The sequence below is a fragment of the Novosphingobium sp. GW835-FHT14H07 genome, assembly GCF_058793515.1.
On record NZ_JBXAFX010000010.1, the window covers coordinates 142,542 to 157,682 of the forward strand.

The window sequence follows — 15,141 nt, forward strand, 5'->3', positions numbered from 1 at the left end:
CGATGACGCCTGAAAAGCCGCGCTCGGCCAAGCGCTTGATCGACTGGATCTGGACGGTGCGGGATGCAGTGCCTGTGCCCGAGGGCATTGGCGCGGACGAGGCACTGGCGCGGGTTTCGCCGGCGTTCGAAAGCGATGGCTACAGCGTTCAGCCGACGGGCGAAGGCCTTGCCTATGCCAACCCCTCCCCCGCCGCGCAGGACACGCTGGCCACGTTCGAAAAGGGTGCGCTGCGGGTGGAGGAAACGGCGACGGGGCGCGTGCTGCGCTATCGCCTGACCAGCCGCTTCATGCTGTTCTGCTTCCTGCTGCCGTTCGTGTTCATCGGCTTTGGCCAGCTGACGCTCGCCGTGGGCGCCTACCAGAAGGCGCAGGCCGAGGCGAAGGAGAAGGCCGATGGGGCGAAGAAGGACGAGAAGAAGAAGGACGAGCCGGTCCTGACCCTGCACCCGATCGACAAGTTCCTCGGCGCACCCGCTCCGGAAAAGCCCAAGGACGGCGAAGGCGGCAGCCGCAAGCGCAAGCCTTCGGCAACGGCGGCCTATGTGTTCTCGGGGATCTTCGCGTTTCTCTATCTGGTCGGGCGGTTTCTGGAGCCTTGGTTGGTGCGGCGGATGTTTAGGCGGAGGCTGGCGGGGGAGAGTTAGGAGCCGAGCAGCGATAAACGGCTGCTGCCCGTGGGCGCAATACTAAACCTCTTCTTGCAATCGAGATCGGCAGCGAAGACGCGCCAGCCACGGATTGCGGCGTCGCGTTGATCCTTTGTACCACCGTTGGCGATCGATCCGAAGCTCAAGCCGGTGATCTGATTGAGCACTGCGGCGAGTCCATCCACGACCTGGTTAGGGCCGTAGTGTCGCTTTCCTTCAAACGCGTCTAAGGCGTGATTCTTGAGGGAGATTGCCTGCGTGCGTAGAGGGCGCCGGTCATCCATCTGAGCGATGATGGCAGGCACGGCTGTTTCTCCGAGCGCTTCCAGCTGATCGAACACGCGCTGTTGCCGATCATCACTTACTTGCCCGAGACGGGCAATAAGTGCGCCCACTTCCGCAAAATGTGGTAGCTTGTCATTGGTCCGCCACGATGCAAGAATCTTCTCCTGTCGCGCAACTTCGGCGTGTATGGCGCTTACAGTCCTGTCATCAGCCAGCTTCAATGCGTCGGGCGTGTAGCCTGCGAAGTAAAACCGGACCGGATCACTATTTGCCCGGGTCAGAAACAGGATTGCTGGTTTACCCGCGAAGTCAAGCATAGTGCTGTTTGATGGCTGATAGGGGGCATCTTTCGGATAGAAACGAACAGGTTCACTGGTCGGGCTTGCTCCCTTTACGATGCTTTCGACATCTATTGGGATATCCAGATACTCAGGCAAAGGTGTGAGTGCTTCCTCTCTAAGCCGTTTCTCAGGCACGTCCATCTTGCCAATGAGCACAGTATCGGAGGCTGCAAGCAAGGTCGCGAGCTTGGCATCCGCCGGACACGGTCGCGATGAGGCGAACGCAGAGTCGGATGTTGCGAGCACGATGCTCAAACCAAAAGCGATTGTGAGAAGCGTATTCCGCTGGGCCATAGAATGACATTGCCACCGGGAGCGCACGATCGCTAGCGCATCCTATCCGGAACGATGGCTTTCCAGGCGAAGCTTGTGAATAGCTGAACCCTCTCCTCTGTTCGCTCCCCTGACTCAGCCTCGCGCGCCTAACTCCTCATCCACCTCGCAGCGAAAAAGCCATCGATGCCGCCTTGTTCTGCCAACATGCCAGGGTCGGAGCGGAAGTGGCCGTTGGCGGGGGTGAGGCCATCAGGCAGTCCGGCCTCGGTGACAGGCGCGGGGGTCAGCTTGTCGAAGGCCAGCGCCTGCAACTCGCCTTCCTCGCGTTCCAGCGAGCAGACCGCGTAGACCAGCGTGCCGCCGGGGGCGAGCCAGGTGGCGGCGCGGTCGAGCATGGCGGATTGCAGGGCGGTGAGTTCGGCGAGGTTGGCGTGGCGGTGGAGGACGTCGGGGTGGCGGCGGCAGGTGCCGGTGGCGCTGCAGGGGGCGTCGAGCAGGATGGCGTCGAACGGGTGTTCGGGCTGCCAGTTCAGGGCATCGGCAACGACGACTTGCGCCGTGAGGCCGCTGCGCTTGAGGTTTTCGGCGAGGCGTTCGGTGCGGCGTGCGGACTTGTCGAGCGCGGTGACCTGCCACCCGGCGGCGGCGAGTTGCAGGGTCTTGCCGCCCGGCGCGGCGCAGAGATCGAGGGCGCGACGGCCCTTCCCTTCGCCCAGCAGGCGCGCGGGCACGCTGGCGGCGAGGTCCTGCACCCACCACGCGCCTTCGCTGAAGCCGTCGAGCGCTTCTATGGCACCGGCGCGGGCGAGGCGGATGTGACCGGGGGCGAGCGACTGGCCGCCAAGGCGTTCGGCCCAGTGCGCGGTCTGCGCCGGATCGCGCAAGGTGAGGTCGAGCGGCGGCGGTTCGGCGAGGCCTTGGGCGATCGCGCCAATGCGTTCGGGCCATGTAAGCTGCCAGCGAACGGCGACAGCGGGGGGAAGCGTGGGTGCTTCTGGCAGCTTGGCGCCGCTCTTGGTGACGGCGGAGAACACGCCGTGCGCCAGTCGTCGCGGGCCGCCCATGAGCAGCGGCAACCCGGTGGCGACGATGGCGTGGCCGGGCAGGTTCAGGCGCAGCGCCTGCGCGAGCATCAGGCGCAGGACCGAGCGGGCCTTCGCATCTTCGGGCAAGGCCTGCTTTGTCGCGCCATCGATCAGCGCATCGAGATCGGCCATCCAGCGCAAAGATTCCTGCGCAATGGCAAGGGCAAGCGCGCGGTCATCAGCGCGTTCAATCGCGCGCAGGATCGGCGGCGCTGCCTGATCGAGCGGATCGCCCCGGTGCAGCACGGCATCAAGCATGCGCAGCGCGGCGCGGCGGGCGGGAACGCCGGGGACTTCATCGGCAGGAGTGGAGCGGGACATAAGGGGGAGCCTATCGGCGCTTGTGCCCCAATATGCAATTGCAGTTCGGCATGAGACGCGCCATCTGCAGGGGCATGGAAAAGCCCACTCCCCGTGCGACGAAGCGCCCCGCGGACTTCACTCCGCCAGCGCACTGGACCAACGACCCCGCCCCCGCGCCCAAGGCAATGGAGCGCGGTGATGATCCCGATGGCCTTGATCCCACACGCTTCGGCGACTGGGAAAAGAACGGGATCGCGATTGATTTCTGAAATTGCAGGCGTGTTTACCCCTGCTCGTCACCCTTGCATTCGCCCTTGTGCTTTGAGGTGAGGGCCATCTGCATGACCATGGCCTTGCCGTTGGGGGCAGTGCCGTTCATGTCCATGGTCATGTCGTAAGTGTCGGGGCTGTAGGTTCCGGCGAGGGTCATCTTTGCCATGTTGCCGGCATCCTCGCCCGTGCCCTTGCAGGTCATGGTGGCGTCGATCTTGCCGTTTCCCATGGTGAACGTGTCGTACTTGCAGTCCTCGCCCTGCTGGCCGAAGAACTTGCCGTCGGGCTTTTCGGCCTCTTCCTTGGTCAGGCAGGAGGCGAAGGTCTTGGTCTCGCCGAGCATCTTCTGCATCATGGCCTTGGCCTCGGGCGGCATGTCTTCCACCTCGAACTTCTTGAACTGCATGGTCAATTCCCAGCGTCCGGGATTGAGCTTCATGCCCGCATCGGCCACGGACTTGGCCACCTCGGCAGTGCTAGCGTTCTTCTTGTCGACGGTGCCGGCATCGTTGCAGGCGGCAAGCAGGGCAAGCGGGATCAGGGCAATTGCAGCACGCATCGGGTCTCGTCCTCTCTCGTTCCGGCACGCAGGCTAACGCCCTGCCGGAAAAGCGCCAGTGCGCCGCGTCACCCTGCCAGAGACTCTTCCGGGCACGGTTGTATGGGCGCGGTTTGTTCCCCATATTCGGGCGATGGCCGAACTCGTTATTCGCAGGGGACTCGAAGAGCCCGACACCTCGGGCACTTTTGTGCCGCACAAGCCGCAGCGCCCCGACAAGGTGGAAGGCGGCAAGCGATTCAAGGTAGTGTCCGACTACCAACCTGCCGGCGACCAGCCCACCGCGATTGCAGACCTTGTCGCTGCCGCGCGCGATGGCGACCAGACGCAGGTGCTGCTTGGCGTCACCGGTTCGGGCAAGACCTTCACCATGGCCAAGGTCATCGAGGAACTGCAGCGCCCCGCCCTGATCCTGGCGCCCAACAAGATCCTCGCCGCGCAGCTCTATGGCGAGATGAAGAGCTTCTTCCCGGAAAACGCGGTCGAGTACTTCGTCTCGTACTACGACTATTACCAGCCCGAGGCCTACGTGCCCCGGTCGGACACCTATATCGAGAAGGAAAGCTCGACCAACGAGGCGATTGACCGGATGCGCCATTCGGCCACGCGGTCCTTGCTCGAACGCGATGACGTGATCATCGTGGCTTCAGTTTCGTGCATCTACGGCATCGGCTCGGTCGAGACGTACTCGGCGATGATCTTCGACCTGAAGGTCGGGCAGACGGTCGACAGCGGCGAGATCATCCGCAAGCTGGTGGCGCTGCAGTACAAGCGTAACGATGCCGGCTTTGCGCGCGGCAACTTCCGCGTGCGCGGCGACAATCTCGAGATCTTTCCCTCGCACTATGACGATACCGCGTGGCGGATCAGCTTCTTCGGCGACGAGGTGGAGGAGATCGTCGAGTTTGATCCGCTGACCGGGAAGAGCGGCGCGAAGCTGAACAACGTGCGCGTCTATGCCAATTCGCACTACGTGACGCCCGGACCGACGATGCAGCAGGCGGCGCAGGCTATCCGCTTCGAACTGACCGAGAGACTCAAGGAGCTGGTCGAGGAAGGCAAGCTGCTTGAAGCGCAGCGGCTGGAACAGCGGACCAACTTGGATCTGGAGATGATCGCTGCCACCGGTTCGTGTGCAGGGATCGAGAACTACAGCCGCTTTCTGACCGGCCGCCTGCCAGGCGAGCCTCCGCCGACGCTGTTCGAATACCTGCCCGACAACTGCCTGCTGTTCCTCGATGAAAGCCACCAGACCGTGCCGCAGATCGGCGCGATGGCGCGCGGGGACCACCGTCGCAAGCTGACGCTGGCTGAGTATGGTTTCCGCCTGCCCAGTTGCATCGACAACCGGCCCTTGCGCTTCAACGAGTGGGACGCGATGCGCCCGCAGACGATCGCGGTTTCGGCCACGCCAGCGCAATGGGAAATGGAGCAGGCGGGCGGCGTGTTTGCCGAGCAGGTCATCCGCCCCACTGGCCTGATCGACCCGCCAGTGCTGATCCGCCCGGTCGAGGACCAGGTGCAGGACTGCATCAACGAGTGCAAGCTGACCGCCCAGCAAGGCTATCGCACGCTCGTCACCACCCTGACCAAGCGCATGGCCGAGGACCTGACCGAGTTCATGCACGAGGCAGGGCTGAAAGTCCGCTACATGCACTCCGACGTGGAGACGCTGGAGCGCATCGAGCTGATCCGCGACTTGCGGCTGGGCGTCTATGACGTGCTCGTGGGCATCAACCTGCTGCGCGAGGGCCTGGATATTCCCGAATGCGGCCTCGTCTGCATTCTCGATGCCGACAAGGAAGGCTTCCTGCGCAGCGAAACCTCGCTGATCCAGACCATCGGCCGCGCCGCGCGCAACGTGGATGGCCGGGTGATCCTGTATGCCGACCGCATGACCGGCAGCATGGAGCGCGCGATCGCCGAAACCGACCGCCGCCGCGCCAAGCAGCAGGCCTATAACGAAGAACACGGCATCACCCCGCAGACGATCAAGCGCAATATCCACGATATCGTTGCCGACACGGCAAGCCGCGATGGCGTGCTGGTCGACATTGACGCCGACGGCGCCAACAACCTCGTCGGCCACAACCTGCGCGGCTACATCGAGGAGCTGGAGAAGAAGATGCGGGCCGCGGCGGCGGATCTGGAGTTCGAACTGGCTGGCCGGTTGCGCGATGAGATCAGGCAGTTGGAGGCGTCAGAGCTTGGCCTGCCGGAGGGCGAGCGCAAGGCACCGATTGTCGGGCGGAGCAACGAGGGCAAGCCGGGGACGCGCAAGACGCGGTACGGGAAGAGCCAGAAGACGAAGTGGGGGAGGTGAGAGCTTGACTATTTGAACTAATTTCACTAATAGACCTCCTATAGGAGGCAATATGCAAATTGAGATCGACTTCGAGGTCTTCAAAGCGTTAACGGCACAGCTTACGAGCGAGGCCGATAGCTACAATGAAGTCATCAGGCGACTCCTAAGCCTCCCTAGCACGAGCCTTGCACCAAGGTTCGGCGAGATCGATCTTCCCGGCATTCCTGCCATTCAGCAAGGCTTAGGTGGGCAGACGGTTGGAGCATGGTTTTCCAACGTCTTTTTTCCGGATGGAACCCAATTCCGGGCGACATACAAGGGTAAGACTTACCGCGCAAAGATCATCAACGCGCAATGGATTGATGAATTTGGCCTAGTTCGGACTAGCCCTTCGGACGCAGCTAGCGCCATCTCTCAGACTAACGTAAATGGATGGAGATTTTGGTTTGTAAGGAGGCCTCAAGATGATGATTGGCAGCGCATGGACGCGCTGAAAACACTCTAAAATTTATCAGATGCACTAATTATTCTATAAGAGCTATGAAATGGAAGATATTGAAACAAGTGACAATGTCCCCTATAAAGGACAGGCCTTTCAGCTGTCGGAGACGCCCGACTTCGCGGATTGGCTCGGCTCCTTGCGGGACCGGCGGGCGCGGGCGAGGATCGTGGTTCGTCTCGAACGCTTGGCAGACGGGAACTTTGGTGACAGCAAGTCCTTGAAGGGCGGCGTTCACGAACTTCGCGTCGATTATGGGCCGGGCTACCGGGTGTATTTCTTCCAGCGGGGCAAAGAGCTTGTCATTCTGCTTTGCGGAGGCGACAAGCGCACGCAGGATGCCGACATTGCCCATGCAAGGCGGCTGAAGGAAGAGATCGAGCGCACCAATGGAGCTTCGCCCATTTGATCCCGCCAACTACCTTGAGACAGAGGAGGACATCCTTTTCTACCTTGAGGCCGCGATGGAAGGGAATGACCCCAAGCATATCGCCGCGGCGTTGGGCAACATTGCCCGATCCAAGGGCATGAGCGAGATTGCGCGCAAGACCGGCCTTGGACGTCAAGCCCTCTACAAATCTCTTTCGGAAGACGGTAACCCCACGTTGGAAACCCTTGTGGCGGTCCTGTCGGTGCTTGGGCTTGAATTGACCGTCCAGAAACGGGCCGCCTGATACTGTCGTGAAAAATCTAATCGTAGCCATTGCCGCCCTCACCCTTGCCGCTTGCTCGAAATCGCCCGCGATGCCCGCGCGTGAGGGGGCGCCGGATGGGGCGGTGCGGATGGCCATGCCTGAAGGCGAGGCCTTGCCGGGGGTGCGCGATGGGGAATCTGAGGCTTCGTGGGCTGCGGGTTCGGACGGGCTTTCGGTGCGATATGGGCATCCCGGGGAGACGCCGCTGCTGTCAATTTCCTGCCGCGAAGGCGTGCTGACCGTGACGCGGCATGCTGCCGCGCCGGTGGGTGCGCAGGCGCTGTTCGCGCTGGTCGGGAGCGATGGGATCATGCGGCTGCCGGTGGATGCGACATCGGTGCCGGGGCAGCGCGGCTATATCTGGCAAGGGACGATCTCGGCCGATGACAGCCGGACCAAGGTGCTTGGCGGGTCCTACAACGGCACGCTGCCGGGGGCGGGGATGATCAAGGTTGCGGCCGGAGCGCCGGTGCGTGATCTTGTCATGAAGTGCCGCCGCTCTGCGCCGGTTGCCGCGCCGGAGCCTGTCGCCCCGGCGCAAATCGCCGAATAGGTTAGACCTTGCCGAACCTGGCTTCGTAGGCGGCGGTATCGCCGCTGGCGAGAAGCTTGGCCTGCTCAACCCAGTTATCGCGCGTGGCGCGGCCAGCGAACGTGCCGAGCTGGGCGTCGATCTTCGCGATGTCCTCATCTGTCCACGCTGCGATCTGGGCATAGCTGGTGACGCCAAGCGAGGCGAGGAGGGCCTTGAGCTTGGGGCCAACGCCCTTGATGCGGCCGAGGTCATCGCCGCCCTGCGGCGTAGGGGCAGGAGCAGAAACAGGCGCCGCCTCGACCACTTCCTCGGCAGCAGCAGCGGCGACGACTTCGCCGATCCCGGCCATGGTGCCAACGCCCGGAGGCGGCGTCACGAGGGCAGCAGCGCTTGGCGCATCGATCAGGGCCATGTTGCGGGCGGCCTTTTCCGCGCCGTCCGAAAGGACGTCAGTGTATTCGCGCCGCTTCGGGGCTGGCCTGGTGCGCCCCCACACCCACCACACCACGAACGCGACGACAAGAACGATGCCCGCCAGCAGGATCTGGTTGGCTTCGAGCGATTGCAGCATCTGCATGACCCCTTACGCGAAAATCTCAGCGACGATCTCAGGCCGGTTGCTGCTTGCGGAACAGCACGCGGTCCTCGGGCCCGAACGCGCGGACCCACAACATGTAGCAGTAAATACCGAGAATTGCCGGAATTCCAACGGCCAGTTCAGCCCATTCGGGTGCCCAGGTCATTGCCACACCGACCGCATTGGCCGGAACGATCGCCCAGGCGAGGCCCCAGCGCCAGTTGCTGATCGAATGGCCGAGAATACGGGTCAGCACCCGCGACTTGACCGCCGAAGAGAGGCCAAGCGAGATCGCCAGAGCCAGCGAAGCGGCAGCGGCGACGTACATCGGCCCCGGCGTCACCTGCTCGGCGACGAGAATCAAGACGATGGTCAGCACCGCTTGCAGCGCAATCGTGGCCAAGCTGATCCACAGGTTGCGCATGCGCGCGAGGTAGACCAGCGCCGCTTCGCTCACCACGGCCTTGGACGCGACCACTTCTGCTACCAGCAGGAACACCAGCGCCGCCGTGCCAGAAACGAAGGCCGGACCGCCCAGCCCCATCAGCCCCTCGCCCGGAATGCCCAATGCCAGTGCGATGCCGATCTGCGCCGCGCCGATCCAGAAGCCGACCTGGCAGACCTGCTTGGCAATTGCCGCGTAGTCCTTGTCCTTGACACTGCGCGTGATGACCGGGCCGAGCACCGGTTCGAAGCTGGTCTTGAGCTTTTGCGGCAGCGAGGCGATCTGCTGTGCGAAGTAGTAGATGCCGACCGGCGCCTCGCCCACGAAAAAGCGCAGGATGAATACGTCGAGCTTGCGCGTGCCCCATTCCACGGCGTCCGCCCCGGCAAGCGGGATGTTGCGGCGAGCGATCTGCCACAGCGGGCCGGGACGCGGCTTCCACGCGCGCGGCAAGCCGTAAGTGCGCAGCAGGACGAAGACGGCAACGCCGGTCGCTGCCCAGACCGAGGCGAGATAGGCAAGGCTGAGGCCGGAACTCGGCCAGATGAAGTAGAACGCACCTGCCGCGATGGAGATCGTCCACGGCTCGACCACGGAACGGGCGCGAACCGTGGTTGCCACGTCAAAGCGGTAGGCCAGCGCCGCAAGCGCAAGATCGCCAAGCGCGAGGCCGGGAATCGAGAGTACCAGCAGACGGTCGGCCAACGTGAAGTTGCCGCTGGGGTACATCGATTGCGGGAACAGGTAGATAAGCGCTCCCATGCCGAGCGCCAGCGACATTGCCAGCAGGACCGCATCGCCCACCACGTTGGCGGGGTGCTCGTCGTTCTCGGCAAGGCGCTGGGCGAGGCCGCGCTTCTGGCCCAATGTCGCCAGCATCCCGGCGAATTCGACCATCACCAGGGCCGAGGCGAAACGCCCCATGGCGGGCGCCCCGTAAAGGCGGCTCGCAATGAAGAGGAACGGGATGCGCGCGAGCAGACGCAGCAGGAAGCCAAGGAAATTCGTCCGCCCGCCCTTGGCCAGCGCGGCGATATCCTGTTGCGGGGCCCTGGCTTCAGACAAGGACTGTTTCCGCCTTGAGCGGGCGCGACAGCAATCCTGCGACCACGTCCCGCGCCGGGGCTGCACCCTCGAGGAGCGTCACCACCGCCTCGACGATGGGCATGGAAATGCCGCGGCTGCGGGCGATATCGGCGAGGACCGGCGCGGTAAAGGCACCCTCGGCCACCGAGTTCCTTGCGCCGAGCACATCGGTTGCGCTGGCTCCCTCGCCCAGCGCCTTGCCCAGCGAAAAGTTGCGGCTGGAAGTGGACGAGCAGGTCAGAACGAGGTCTCCCAGACCGGAAAGACCCGAAAGGGTTTCCGCCCGCGCACCCAAGGCGAGGCCAAAGCGCTGCATCTCGGCAAAGCCGCGGCTGATCAGCGCCGCACGGGCGTTCTGACCGAGGCCGAGGCCATCGACCACGCCGCAGGCAATGGCGAGGACGTTCTTCACCGCGCCGCCGATTTCGGCGCCTGCCACGTCGTCGGAATAATAGGGCCGGAAGGTCGGGCGGGCGATCACCGGCGAAAGCCGCTGCCATTGCGTTTCGCCGCCCTCACAGGCGAGCGTGACGGCAGTGGGCAGTCCTGCTGCCACCTCGTGCGCAAAGGTCGGGCCTGACAGGACAGCAATCTCGGCACCCGATGCCGCATCACGGGCAACCTCGGCCATGAGGCGGCCGGTGCCCGCTTCGATGCCCTTCGAGCAGAGCACGACGTCGCCGTCCTTTCTGCCCATCGCACCGAGCACACCGGCCAAGAACTGCGCTGGCGTAACCATCAGCAAAACCGGCAGTGCTGCCATCTCGCCAAGGTCGCTCGTCGCGCGGATCGCAGGCGCGAGCTGCGCCGAGGGCAGGAACAGGCTGTTCGTGCGCTTTGCATTGATCTCATCGACCAGTTCCGCCTCGCGCGCCCAAAGCAGGACTTCGCGGCCATCGCTTGCCAGCATCTGGGCGAGCGCGGTGCCCCATGCGCCTGCGCCTACGACACCTATACCAGCGGTCATGCCTTCACCCCTGCGCCGCGCACCGGGGCGGCATTGTCGTCGAGCGGCCAGCGCGGGCGCGCGGCCACGTCGAGCGGGTCGGTATATCCCAGAGCGAAGCGCTCAACGCCAGCCCAGCCGATCATGGCGGCATTGTCTGTACACAGTTTCGGTGGCGGGGCGACCAGCGGGAGGCCGTGTTCGGCGGCAAGCGCTTCGAGCGCGGCGCGCAGGGCGGCATTGGCGGCGACTCCACCTGCCACGACCAGCGCGGTCATCCCCGACGAGGCAGTGCCAAGAGCGATCCGCGTCCGGTCCTCCACGCAATCGAGCGCGGCCTGCTGGAACGAGGCGGCGATGTCGGCATCGGCGTGGATGCCGGCATCCTTGGCCCGCATCACTGCGCTCTTGAGCCCGGCGAACGAGAAGTGCGGCTCACCGCTGCCGACAAGGGGGCGCGGCAGGGGCACGGCCTTGGGGTTGCCCTCGCGCGCCAGCCGCTCGACCGCAGGGCCACCGGGATAGCCTAACCCGAGGATCTTGGCGGTCTTGTCGAAAGCTTCGCCCAGTGCATCGTCGATGGTGGTGGCAAGGCGGCGATACTGGCCAACGCCTGCCACTTCGAGGATCTGGCAGTGACCGCCCGAAACCAGCAGCAGCAGATAAGGGTATTGCAGAGCGGGATCGGCAAGGCGCGGCGACAGCGCGTGGCCTTCAAGGTGATTCACTGTCACCAGCGGCTTGTCGGCCGCCATGGCCAGTGCCTTTGCGGTGACCAGCCCAACCATGACGCCGCCGATCAGGCCGGGGCCTGCGGTTGCCGCGATCGCATCGACATCGTTCAGCGTCATGCCCGCATCGGCGAGCACTGCCTCGACCATCGGCCCCAGCACTTCGACATGAGCGCGCGCCGCGATTTCGGGGACGACGCCGCCGTAAGGGCGGTGCGCTTCGTCTTGCGAAGCAATGCGTTGCGCGACGATGCGCGCGGCCAGCGTCGTGCCATTGCCGTCGATCACCGCGGCGGCGGTTTCATCGCAACTGGATTCTATGCCAAGGATCAGGGCCATCTGGCGCTTTCCTCTAATGATAATCCCCGTTACGGCAAGCAGTGCATGAACACATCATCTACGCCCTTGGCACCTGAACGCCCGCTGAGGCTCGGAACCCGCCGCTCCCCGCTTGCCATGGCGCAGGCCGAAGAGACCCGCGACAGGCTTTGCGCCGCCCACGGATGGGACGAAAGCATGGTGGAGATCGTCCCCGTCACCGCCAGTGGCGACAAGATCCTTGACCGCCCGCTCGCCGAGATCGGCGGCAAGGCGCTGTGGACCAAGGAGCTCGACGCCTGGCTGTTCGAAGGCGAGATCGACTTTGCCGTTCACTCGATGAAGGACGTCGAGACGACCCGGCCTGAACATTTCTGCATCGCCGCCGTTCTTCCCCGTGCCGACGTGCGCGACGTGCTGGTTGGTGCGGCCTCCATCCATGCCATTCCGCCCGGAGCGCGCGTCGGCACCAGCGCACCGCGCAGGGCCGCGCAGATGCTCCATGCCCGGCCGGACCTCAAGATCGTCGGCTTTCGCGGCAATGTCGCCACGCGCCTCGCCAAGCTGCAGGCTGACGAAGCGGACGTGACATTGCTTGCCGCCGCGGGCCTGCAGCGCCTGGGCGAGACGGGCGTCGGCACGCCGCTGTCGGAATTCGAATGGCTCCCGGCCCCGGCGCAGGGTGCGATCGGCATCGAATGCCTGGTGGCGAGCGATGACGTGCGCGGCTGGCTTTCTGCTATCGACGACCGACCGACGCACGAGGCGGTGCTGGCCGAACGCGCCTTGCTGGCGGCACTGGGCGGCAATTGCCACAGCCCGATAGCGGTGCTGACCACCCATCATGAGAGCTCGCTGACAGTGCGCGCAGCGATCTACAGCCCCGATGGTGCCGAGCGGATCGAAGCCAGCGAGACCTTCGCGCCTGCTGACAGCGAAGGCCCACGCCGTCTCGCGCATCGTCTGCTATCGCAAGCGCCGGAGTCGGTAACGGTACACTTTTCCGGCGAATGAGCAGCGCTGAACCGCTGCCGCTGGTGGTGATCCGACCCGAGCCGGGGAATTCGGCAACTTGCGCGGCAGCGCGCGAGATGGGGTTGGAACCTGTCAGCGCCCCCCTGTTCGAGATCGAGGCAGTCGACTGGGACGCGCCCGACGAGCATTTCGATGCGATCCTTGCCGGCAGCGCCAATGTGTTCCGGCATGGCGGGGCGGGTCTGGCGCACTTCTCCGATGTGCCGGTGATTGCGGTAGGCGAGACGACGGCAGCGGCGGCACGTTCTGCCGGGTTCGTGGTCTCCCGCGTTGGCGAAGGCGGATTGCAGCCAGTGGTGATGACACTGCCGCCGGGGAATTACATCCGAATCGCCGGTGAAGATCGGGTGAAGCTGTCCCCGCCCGAGGACGTGCGAATCGTCACGGTTGTAACTTACGCGTCCCGGAAAAGGGCAGTTCCGGCAGCGCTCCAAACCGCCCTGAATCGCGGTGCGGTGGTGCTTCTGCACTCCGGCGAAGCGGCCCGCCATTTCGCGCAGGAATGCGAAAGACTTGGAATCTCCAAGAAAAGTCTCCATCTTGCCAGCTTGGCCCCACGCATAGCGGAACTCGCTGGCAATGGCTGGGGCACAGTCGCAGTGGCTGCCGGCAGGACCGACAAGGAGGTTCTGGAACTCGGCGCGCGGATGTGCCAGACAGTGTGACATCGGGGCGACAGGACAAGCGAAAACGCATGGAGGATCTGGTTTACAGCACGCGGGAGCAAAGCCCGCGAAGGAGCGGCATAGGCGGCCGTGGCATCGCCGCGCTGGTCGCTGGGTGCCTGCTGGCAGGCGCTGCGGGTGCCGCCTGGCTCGGCTGGCGCAATGGCCTGATCGATGTGCGGATGGACAGCTCCGGAATCCCGCAGCTGCTTACTTCGCCTGCCACCGAGCCTGCCCCCGGCCCGTCCGCCGCCCAGACTGCAGCAGCACAGGCCCAGATCGGCGCGCAAATTGACAGTACCGCCGCCAGGATCGCCATGCTCGAACAGCGGCTGGCGGAGCTTAACCAGCAGGCGATCGCCGCCTCGGGCAATGCCACCCACGCGGAATCGCTGTTGCTGGCTTTCGCTGCGCGTCGTGCACTGGAGCGCGGGCAGCCCTTGGGCTGGATCGAGGCGCAGTTGCGCGCCCGCTTCGGCACGACGCAGGGCGCGGCGGTGGACCGCGTGATTGCCGCAGGCGCCGCGCCAGTGACGCTCGCCCAGCTTGGCGAACAGTTCGAACTCCTCGCGCCCGAACTGGTCGGCGGCAAGGCGGATGAAGGCACGCTCGACTGGCTTGGCCGCCAGCTTTCGGACCTGTTCGTGATCCGCCACGACGATTCCCCCTCGCCCGCGCCGGAAAGCCGCCTGCAACGCACCCGCGCCTTCCTCGCCGGCGGCAAGATCGAAGCCGCTGCCGCCGAAGTCGAAAAGATGCCCGGCCACGACGCCGCGCAAGACTGGCTGGTGCGTGCCCGTGATTACATGGCGACGCAACGCGCGCTGGATCAGCTTGAGGCTGCCGCGCTGATGGGCGCGCAACCGGTTGCTGCGCCAGCGCAGACGGTTGCGCCGGAGTCGACGGCGAGCGCATCGCCTGCCGTGCCGCCGCTGCCACCGGCGGGGTCTACGCCGGAGGTTTGAGGTGGGTTTGAGTTAGGGGTGGTAGCTCAGGCCGCTTTTCCGTTTTTTTAAACCAAGAGCTGCCGTTCAGGAGACGACGCCGTTGCCGACGTCTGGCGTCAGATGATCCTAGGACTTCCTGGGACTCGATCAGACGGGCTCTCTCCAATGATCATTAAGTCCAAGAGCATCTCGAACTTGTCAGCTAGCGCCATGTTCTCTCGCGCAAGGGGCACATACGGCGCTTGAGTCCGAATGGCGTTTGCTGCATTTCGCAAGCTTCCCAGCACCTGCTTTGAAATCACATAATCCTCTTTAATCAACTCAGATTTCTGCGCGAGATATTCCCATAGTTTGGTGAATGCACTCAAGTCGAAGGATTCAGCCGTTAGCAAACGCGAGGTTGCACTTTGGTCGAGTTCTTCAAGTTGCGGGTCGAAACTTCTCGATGTCATGTTGCCACTTTAGCCAGGACGTCCATATTCCGCCCCATTCCAGCCATTCAGGCCTCAGTGCCTGATTCAGAAGTTTCTCAATTCCAGCAATATCTTGCGGTTCGGCGCGTGAGCATTCGGATTGAAGCTATGA

At 64.1% G+C, this 15,141-nt stretch carries 18 protein-coding genes; 10 read left to right on the plus strand and 8 right to left on the minus strand.

The window, feature by feature from the left end:
- Positions 1-2: 2 nt before the first annotated feature.
- Entirely contained in the window at positions 3-647 is a 645-nt protein-coding gene (locus AC1Q5P_RS11595; RefSeq protein ID WP_492519003.1) for a hypothetical protein, read from the plus strand.
- On the opposite strand, the gene AC1Q5P_RS11600 is transcribed toward AC1Q5P_RS11595, so the two are convergent.
- Together AC1Q5P_RS11600 and AC1Q5P_RS11605 are read right to left on the minus strand one after the other, a co-directional pair.
- The gene (locus AC1Q5P_RS11600) at positions 644-1,570 is read right to left on the minus strand and encodes a hypothetical protein (protein WP_492519004.1); all 927 of its coding nucleotides are present in this window, start codon (positions 1,568-1,570) and stop codon (positions 644-646) included. The two genes, AC1Q5P_RS11595 and AC1Q5P_RS11600, sit on opposite strands and share 4 nt — an antisense overlap.
- A gap of 128 nt (positions 1,571-1,698) precedes the next feature.
- Entirely contained in the window at positions 1,699-2,958 is a 1,260-nt protein-coding gene (locus AC1Q5P_RS11605; RefSeq protein WP_492519005.1) for an RsmB/NOP family class I SAM-dependent RNA methyltransferase, read from the minus strand.
- Between the two features lie 74 nt (positions 2,959-3,032).
- Between AC1Q5P_RS11605 and AC1Q5P_RS11610 the strand changes: the two genes are divergently transcribed.
- Complete coding sequence (locus AC1Q5P_RS11610; RefSeq protein ID WP_082013427.1) at positions 3,033-3,209, plus strand: DUF1674 domain-containing protein; 177 nt, start codon at positions 3,033-3,035, stop codon at positions 3,207-3,209.
- 14 nt (positions 3,210-3,223) lie between these two features.
- Here the strand turns inward: AC1Q5P_RS11610 and AC1Q5P_RS11615 are convergent, their stop codons facing one another.
- On the minus strand, positions 3,224-3,772 hold the full coding sequence (locus AC1Q5P_RS11615) for a DUF3617 domain-containing protein (protein ID WP_492519006.1): 549 nt from the start codon (positions 3,770-3,772) through the stop codon (positions 3,224-3,226).
- A gap of 133 nt (positions 3,773-3,905) precedes the next feature.
- Here AC1Q5P_RS11615 and uvrB point away from each other — a divergent pair, with 133 nt between their 5' ends.
- The 5 genes from uvrB to AC1Q5P_RS11640 are packed head-to-tail and all read left to right on the plus strand — an operon-like array spanning position 3,906 to position 7,824.
- Positions 3,906-6,095, plus strand: a complete 2,190-nt coding sequence (gene uvrB / locus AC1Q5P_RS11620) for an excinuclease ABC subunit UvrB (RefSeq protein ID WP_492519007.1) — start codon at positions 3,906-3,908, stop codon at positions 6,093-6,095.
- Between the two features lie 52 nt (positions 6,096-6,147).
- Complete coding sequence (locus AC1Q5P_RS11625) at positions 6,148-6,582, plus strand: hypothetical protein (RefSeq protein WP_492519008.1); 435 nt, start codon at positions 6,148-6,150, stop codon at positions 6,580-6,582.
- Between the two features lie 40 nt (positions 6,583-6,622).
- Positions 6,623-6,985, plus strand: coding sequence for a type II toxin-antitoxin system RelE/ParE family toxin (locus tag AC1Q5P_RS11630; RefSeq protein ID WP_492519009.1), 363 nt, complete (start codon positions 6,623-6,625; stop codon positions 6,983-6,985).
- Positions 6,966-7,250 (plus strand): addiction module antidote protein, encoded by a 285-nt coding sequence (locus AC1Q5P_RS11635; RefSeq protein ID WP_039336258.1) that lies wholly within the window; start codon positions 6,966-6,968, stop codon positions 7,248-7,250. The genes AC1Q5P_RS11630 and AC1Q5P_RS11635 overlap by 20 nt, the downstream gene beginning before the upstream one ends.
- Before the next feature lie 7 nt (positions 7,251-7,257).
- Entirely contained in the window at positions 7,258-7,824 is a 567-nt protein-coding gene (locus tag AC1Q5P_RS11640) for a hypothetical protein (protein ID WP_492519010.1), read from the plus strand.
- A 1-nt stretch (position 7,825) separates the two neighbouring features.
- Here AC1Q5P_RS11640 and AC1Q5P_RS11645 read toward each other — a convergent pair whose 3' ends face one another.
- The 4 genes from AC1Q5P_RS11645 to tsaD are packed head-to-tail and all read right to left on the minus strand — an operon-like array spanning position 7,826 to position 11,930.
- Positions 7,826-8,377: a helix-hairpin-helix domain-containing protein gene (locus tag AC1Q5P_RS11645; protein WP_492519017.1), complete on the minus strand. Its 552-nt coding sequence runs from the start codon at positions 8,375-8,377 to the stop codon at positions 7,826-7,828.
- A gap of 37 nt (positions 8,378-8,414) precedes the next feature.
- A complete protein-coding gene (locus AC1Q5P_RS11650; protein WP_492519011.1) occupies positions 8,415-9,893 on the minus strand; it encodes a lipopolysaccharide biosynthesis protein in 1,479 nt (492 codons plus the stop codon).
- A complete protein-coding gene (locus tag AC1Q5P_RS11655; protein WP_062344828.1) occupies positions 9,886-10,881 on the minus strand; it encodes an NAD(P)H-dependent glycerol-3-phosphate dehydrogenase in 996 nt (331 codons plus the stop codon). The genes AC1Q5P_RS11650 and AC1Q5P_RS11655 overlap by 8 nt, the downstream gene beginning before the upstream one ends.
- Positions 10,878-11,930 carry a tRNA (adenosine(37)-N6)-threonylcarbamoyltransferase complex transferase subunit TsaD gene (tsaD, locus tag AC1Q5P_RS11660; RefSeq protein ID WP_492519012.1) on the minus strand — a complete coding sequence of 351 codons (1,053 nt, stop codon included), beginning with the start codon at positions 11,928-11,930 and terminating at the stop codon, positions 10,878-10,880. Before tsaD ends, AC1Q5P_RS11655 begins: the two co-directional genes overlap by 4 nt.
- A 45-nt stretch (positions 11,931-11,975) precedes the next feature.
- Here tsaD and hemC point away from each other — a divergent pair, with 45 nt between their 5' ends.
- The 3 genes from hemC to AC1Q5P_RS11675 are packed head-to-tail and all read left to right on the plus strand — an operon-like array spanning position 11,976 to position 14,574.
- Positions 11,976-12,923 (plus strand): hydroxymethylbilane synthase, encoded by a 948-nt coding sequence (gene hemC, locus AC1Q5P_RS11665; protein WP_492519013.1) that lies wholly within the window; start codon positions 11,976-11,978, stop codon positions 12,921-12,923.
- Positions 12,920-13,609, plus strand: a complete 690-nt coding sequence (locus AC1Q5P_RS11670; protein ID WP_193827614.1) for a uroporphyrinogen-III synthase — start codon at positions 12,920-12,922, stop codon at positions 13,607-13,609. The genes hemC and AC1Q5P_RS11670 overlap by 4 nt, the downstream gene beginning before the upstream one ends.
- A gap of 29 nt (positions 13,610-13,638) precedes the next feature.
- Positions 13,639-14,574, plus strand: coding sequence for a hypothetical protein (locus tag AC1Q5P_RS11675; protein ID WP_492519014.1), 936 nt, complete (start codon positions 13,639-13,641; stop codon positions 14,572-14,574).
- A gap of 98 nt (positions 14,575-14,672) precedes the next feature.
- Here AC1Q5P_RS11675 and AC1Q5P_RS11680 read toward each other — a convergent pair whose 3' ends face one another.
- The gene (locus AC1Q5P_RS11680) at positions 14,673-15,008 is read right to left on the minus strand and encodes a hypothetical protein (protein ID WP_492519015.1); all 336 of its coding nucleotides are present in this window, start codon (positions 15,006-15,008) and stop codon (positions 14,673-14,675) included.
- Positions 15,009-15,141 lie beyond the last annotated feature (133 nt).

What these genes read in the sequence shown, in the direction of transcription:
- AC1Q5P_RS11595 (WP_492519003.1), top strand. Translation starts at nt 3, where the DNA reads ATGACGCCTGAAAAGCCGCGCTCGGCCAAGCGCTTGATCGACTGGATC.
- AC1Q5P_RS11600 (WP_492519004.1), bottom strand. Translation starts at nt 1,570, where the DNA reads ATGGCCCAGCGGAATACGCTTCTCACAATCGCTTTTGGTTTGAGCATC.
- AC1Q5P_RS11605 (WP_492519005.1), bottom strand. Translation starts at nt 2,958, where the DNA reads ATGTCCCGCTCCACTCCTGCCGATGAAGTCCCCGGCGTTCCCGCCCGC.
- AC1Q5P_RS11610 (WP_082013427.1), top strand. Translation starts at nt 3,033, where the DNA reads ATGGAAAAGCCCACTCCCCGTGCGACGAAGCGCCCCGCGGACTTCACT.
- AC1Q5P_RS11615 (WP_492519006.1), bottom strand. Translation starts at nt 3,772, where the DNA reads ATGCGTGCTGCAATTGCCCTGATCCCGCTTGCCCTGCTTGCCGCCTGC.
- uvrB (WP_492519007.1), top strand. Translation starts at nt 3,906, where the DNA reads ATGGCCGAACTCGTTATTCGCAGGGGACTCGAAGAGCCCGACACCTCG.
- AC1Q5P_RS11625 (WP_492519008.1), top strand. Translation starts at nt 6,148, where the DNA reads ATGCAAATTGAGATCGACTTCGAGGTCTTCAAAGCGTTAACGGCACAG.
- AC1Q5P_RS11630 (WP_492519009.1), top strand. Translation starts at nt 6,623, where the DNA reads ATGGAAGATATTGAAACAAGTGACAATGTCCCCTATAAAGGACAGGCC.
- AC1Q5P_RS11635 (WP_039336258.1), top strand. Translation starts at nt 6,966, where the DNA reads ATGGAGCTTCGCCCATTTGATCCCGCCAACTACCTTGAGACAGAGGAG.
- AC1Q5P_RS11645 (WP_492519017.1), bottom strand. Translation starts at nt 8,377, where the DNA reads ATGCTGCAATCGCTCGAAGCCAACCAGATCCTGCTGGCGGGCATCGTT.
- AC1Q5P_RS11655 (WP_062344828.1), bottom strand. Translation starts at nt 10,881, where the DNA reads ATGACCGCTGGTATAGGTGTCGTAGGCGCAGGCGCATGGGGCACCGCG.
- tsaD (WP_492519012.1), bottom strand. Translation starts at nt 11,930, where the DNA reads ATGGCCCTGATCCTTGGCATAGAATCCAGTTGCGATGAAACCGCCGCC.
- hemC (WP_492519013.1), top strand. Translation starts at nt 11,976, where the DNA reads ATGAACACATCATCTACGCCCTTGGCACCTGAACGCCCGCTGAGGCTC.
- AC1Q5P_RS11670 (WP_193827614.1), top strand. Translation starts at nt 12,920, where the DNA reads ATGAGCAGCGCTGAACCGCTGCCGCTGGTGGTGATCCGACCCGAGCCG.
- AC1Q5P_RS11675 (WP_492519014.1), top strand. Translation starts at nt 13,639, where the DNA reads ATGGAGGATCTGGTTTACAGCACGCGGGAGCAAAGCCCGCGAAGGAGC.
- AC1Q5P_RS11680 (WP_492519015.1), bottom strand. Translation starts at nt 15,008, where the DNA reads ATGACATCGAGAAGTTTCGACCCGCAACTTGAAGAACTCGACCAAAGT.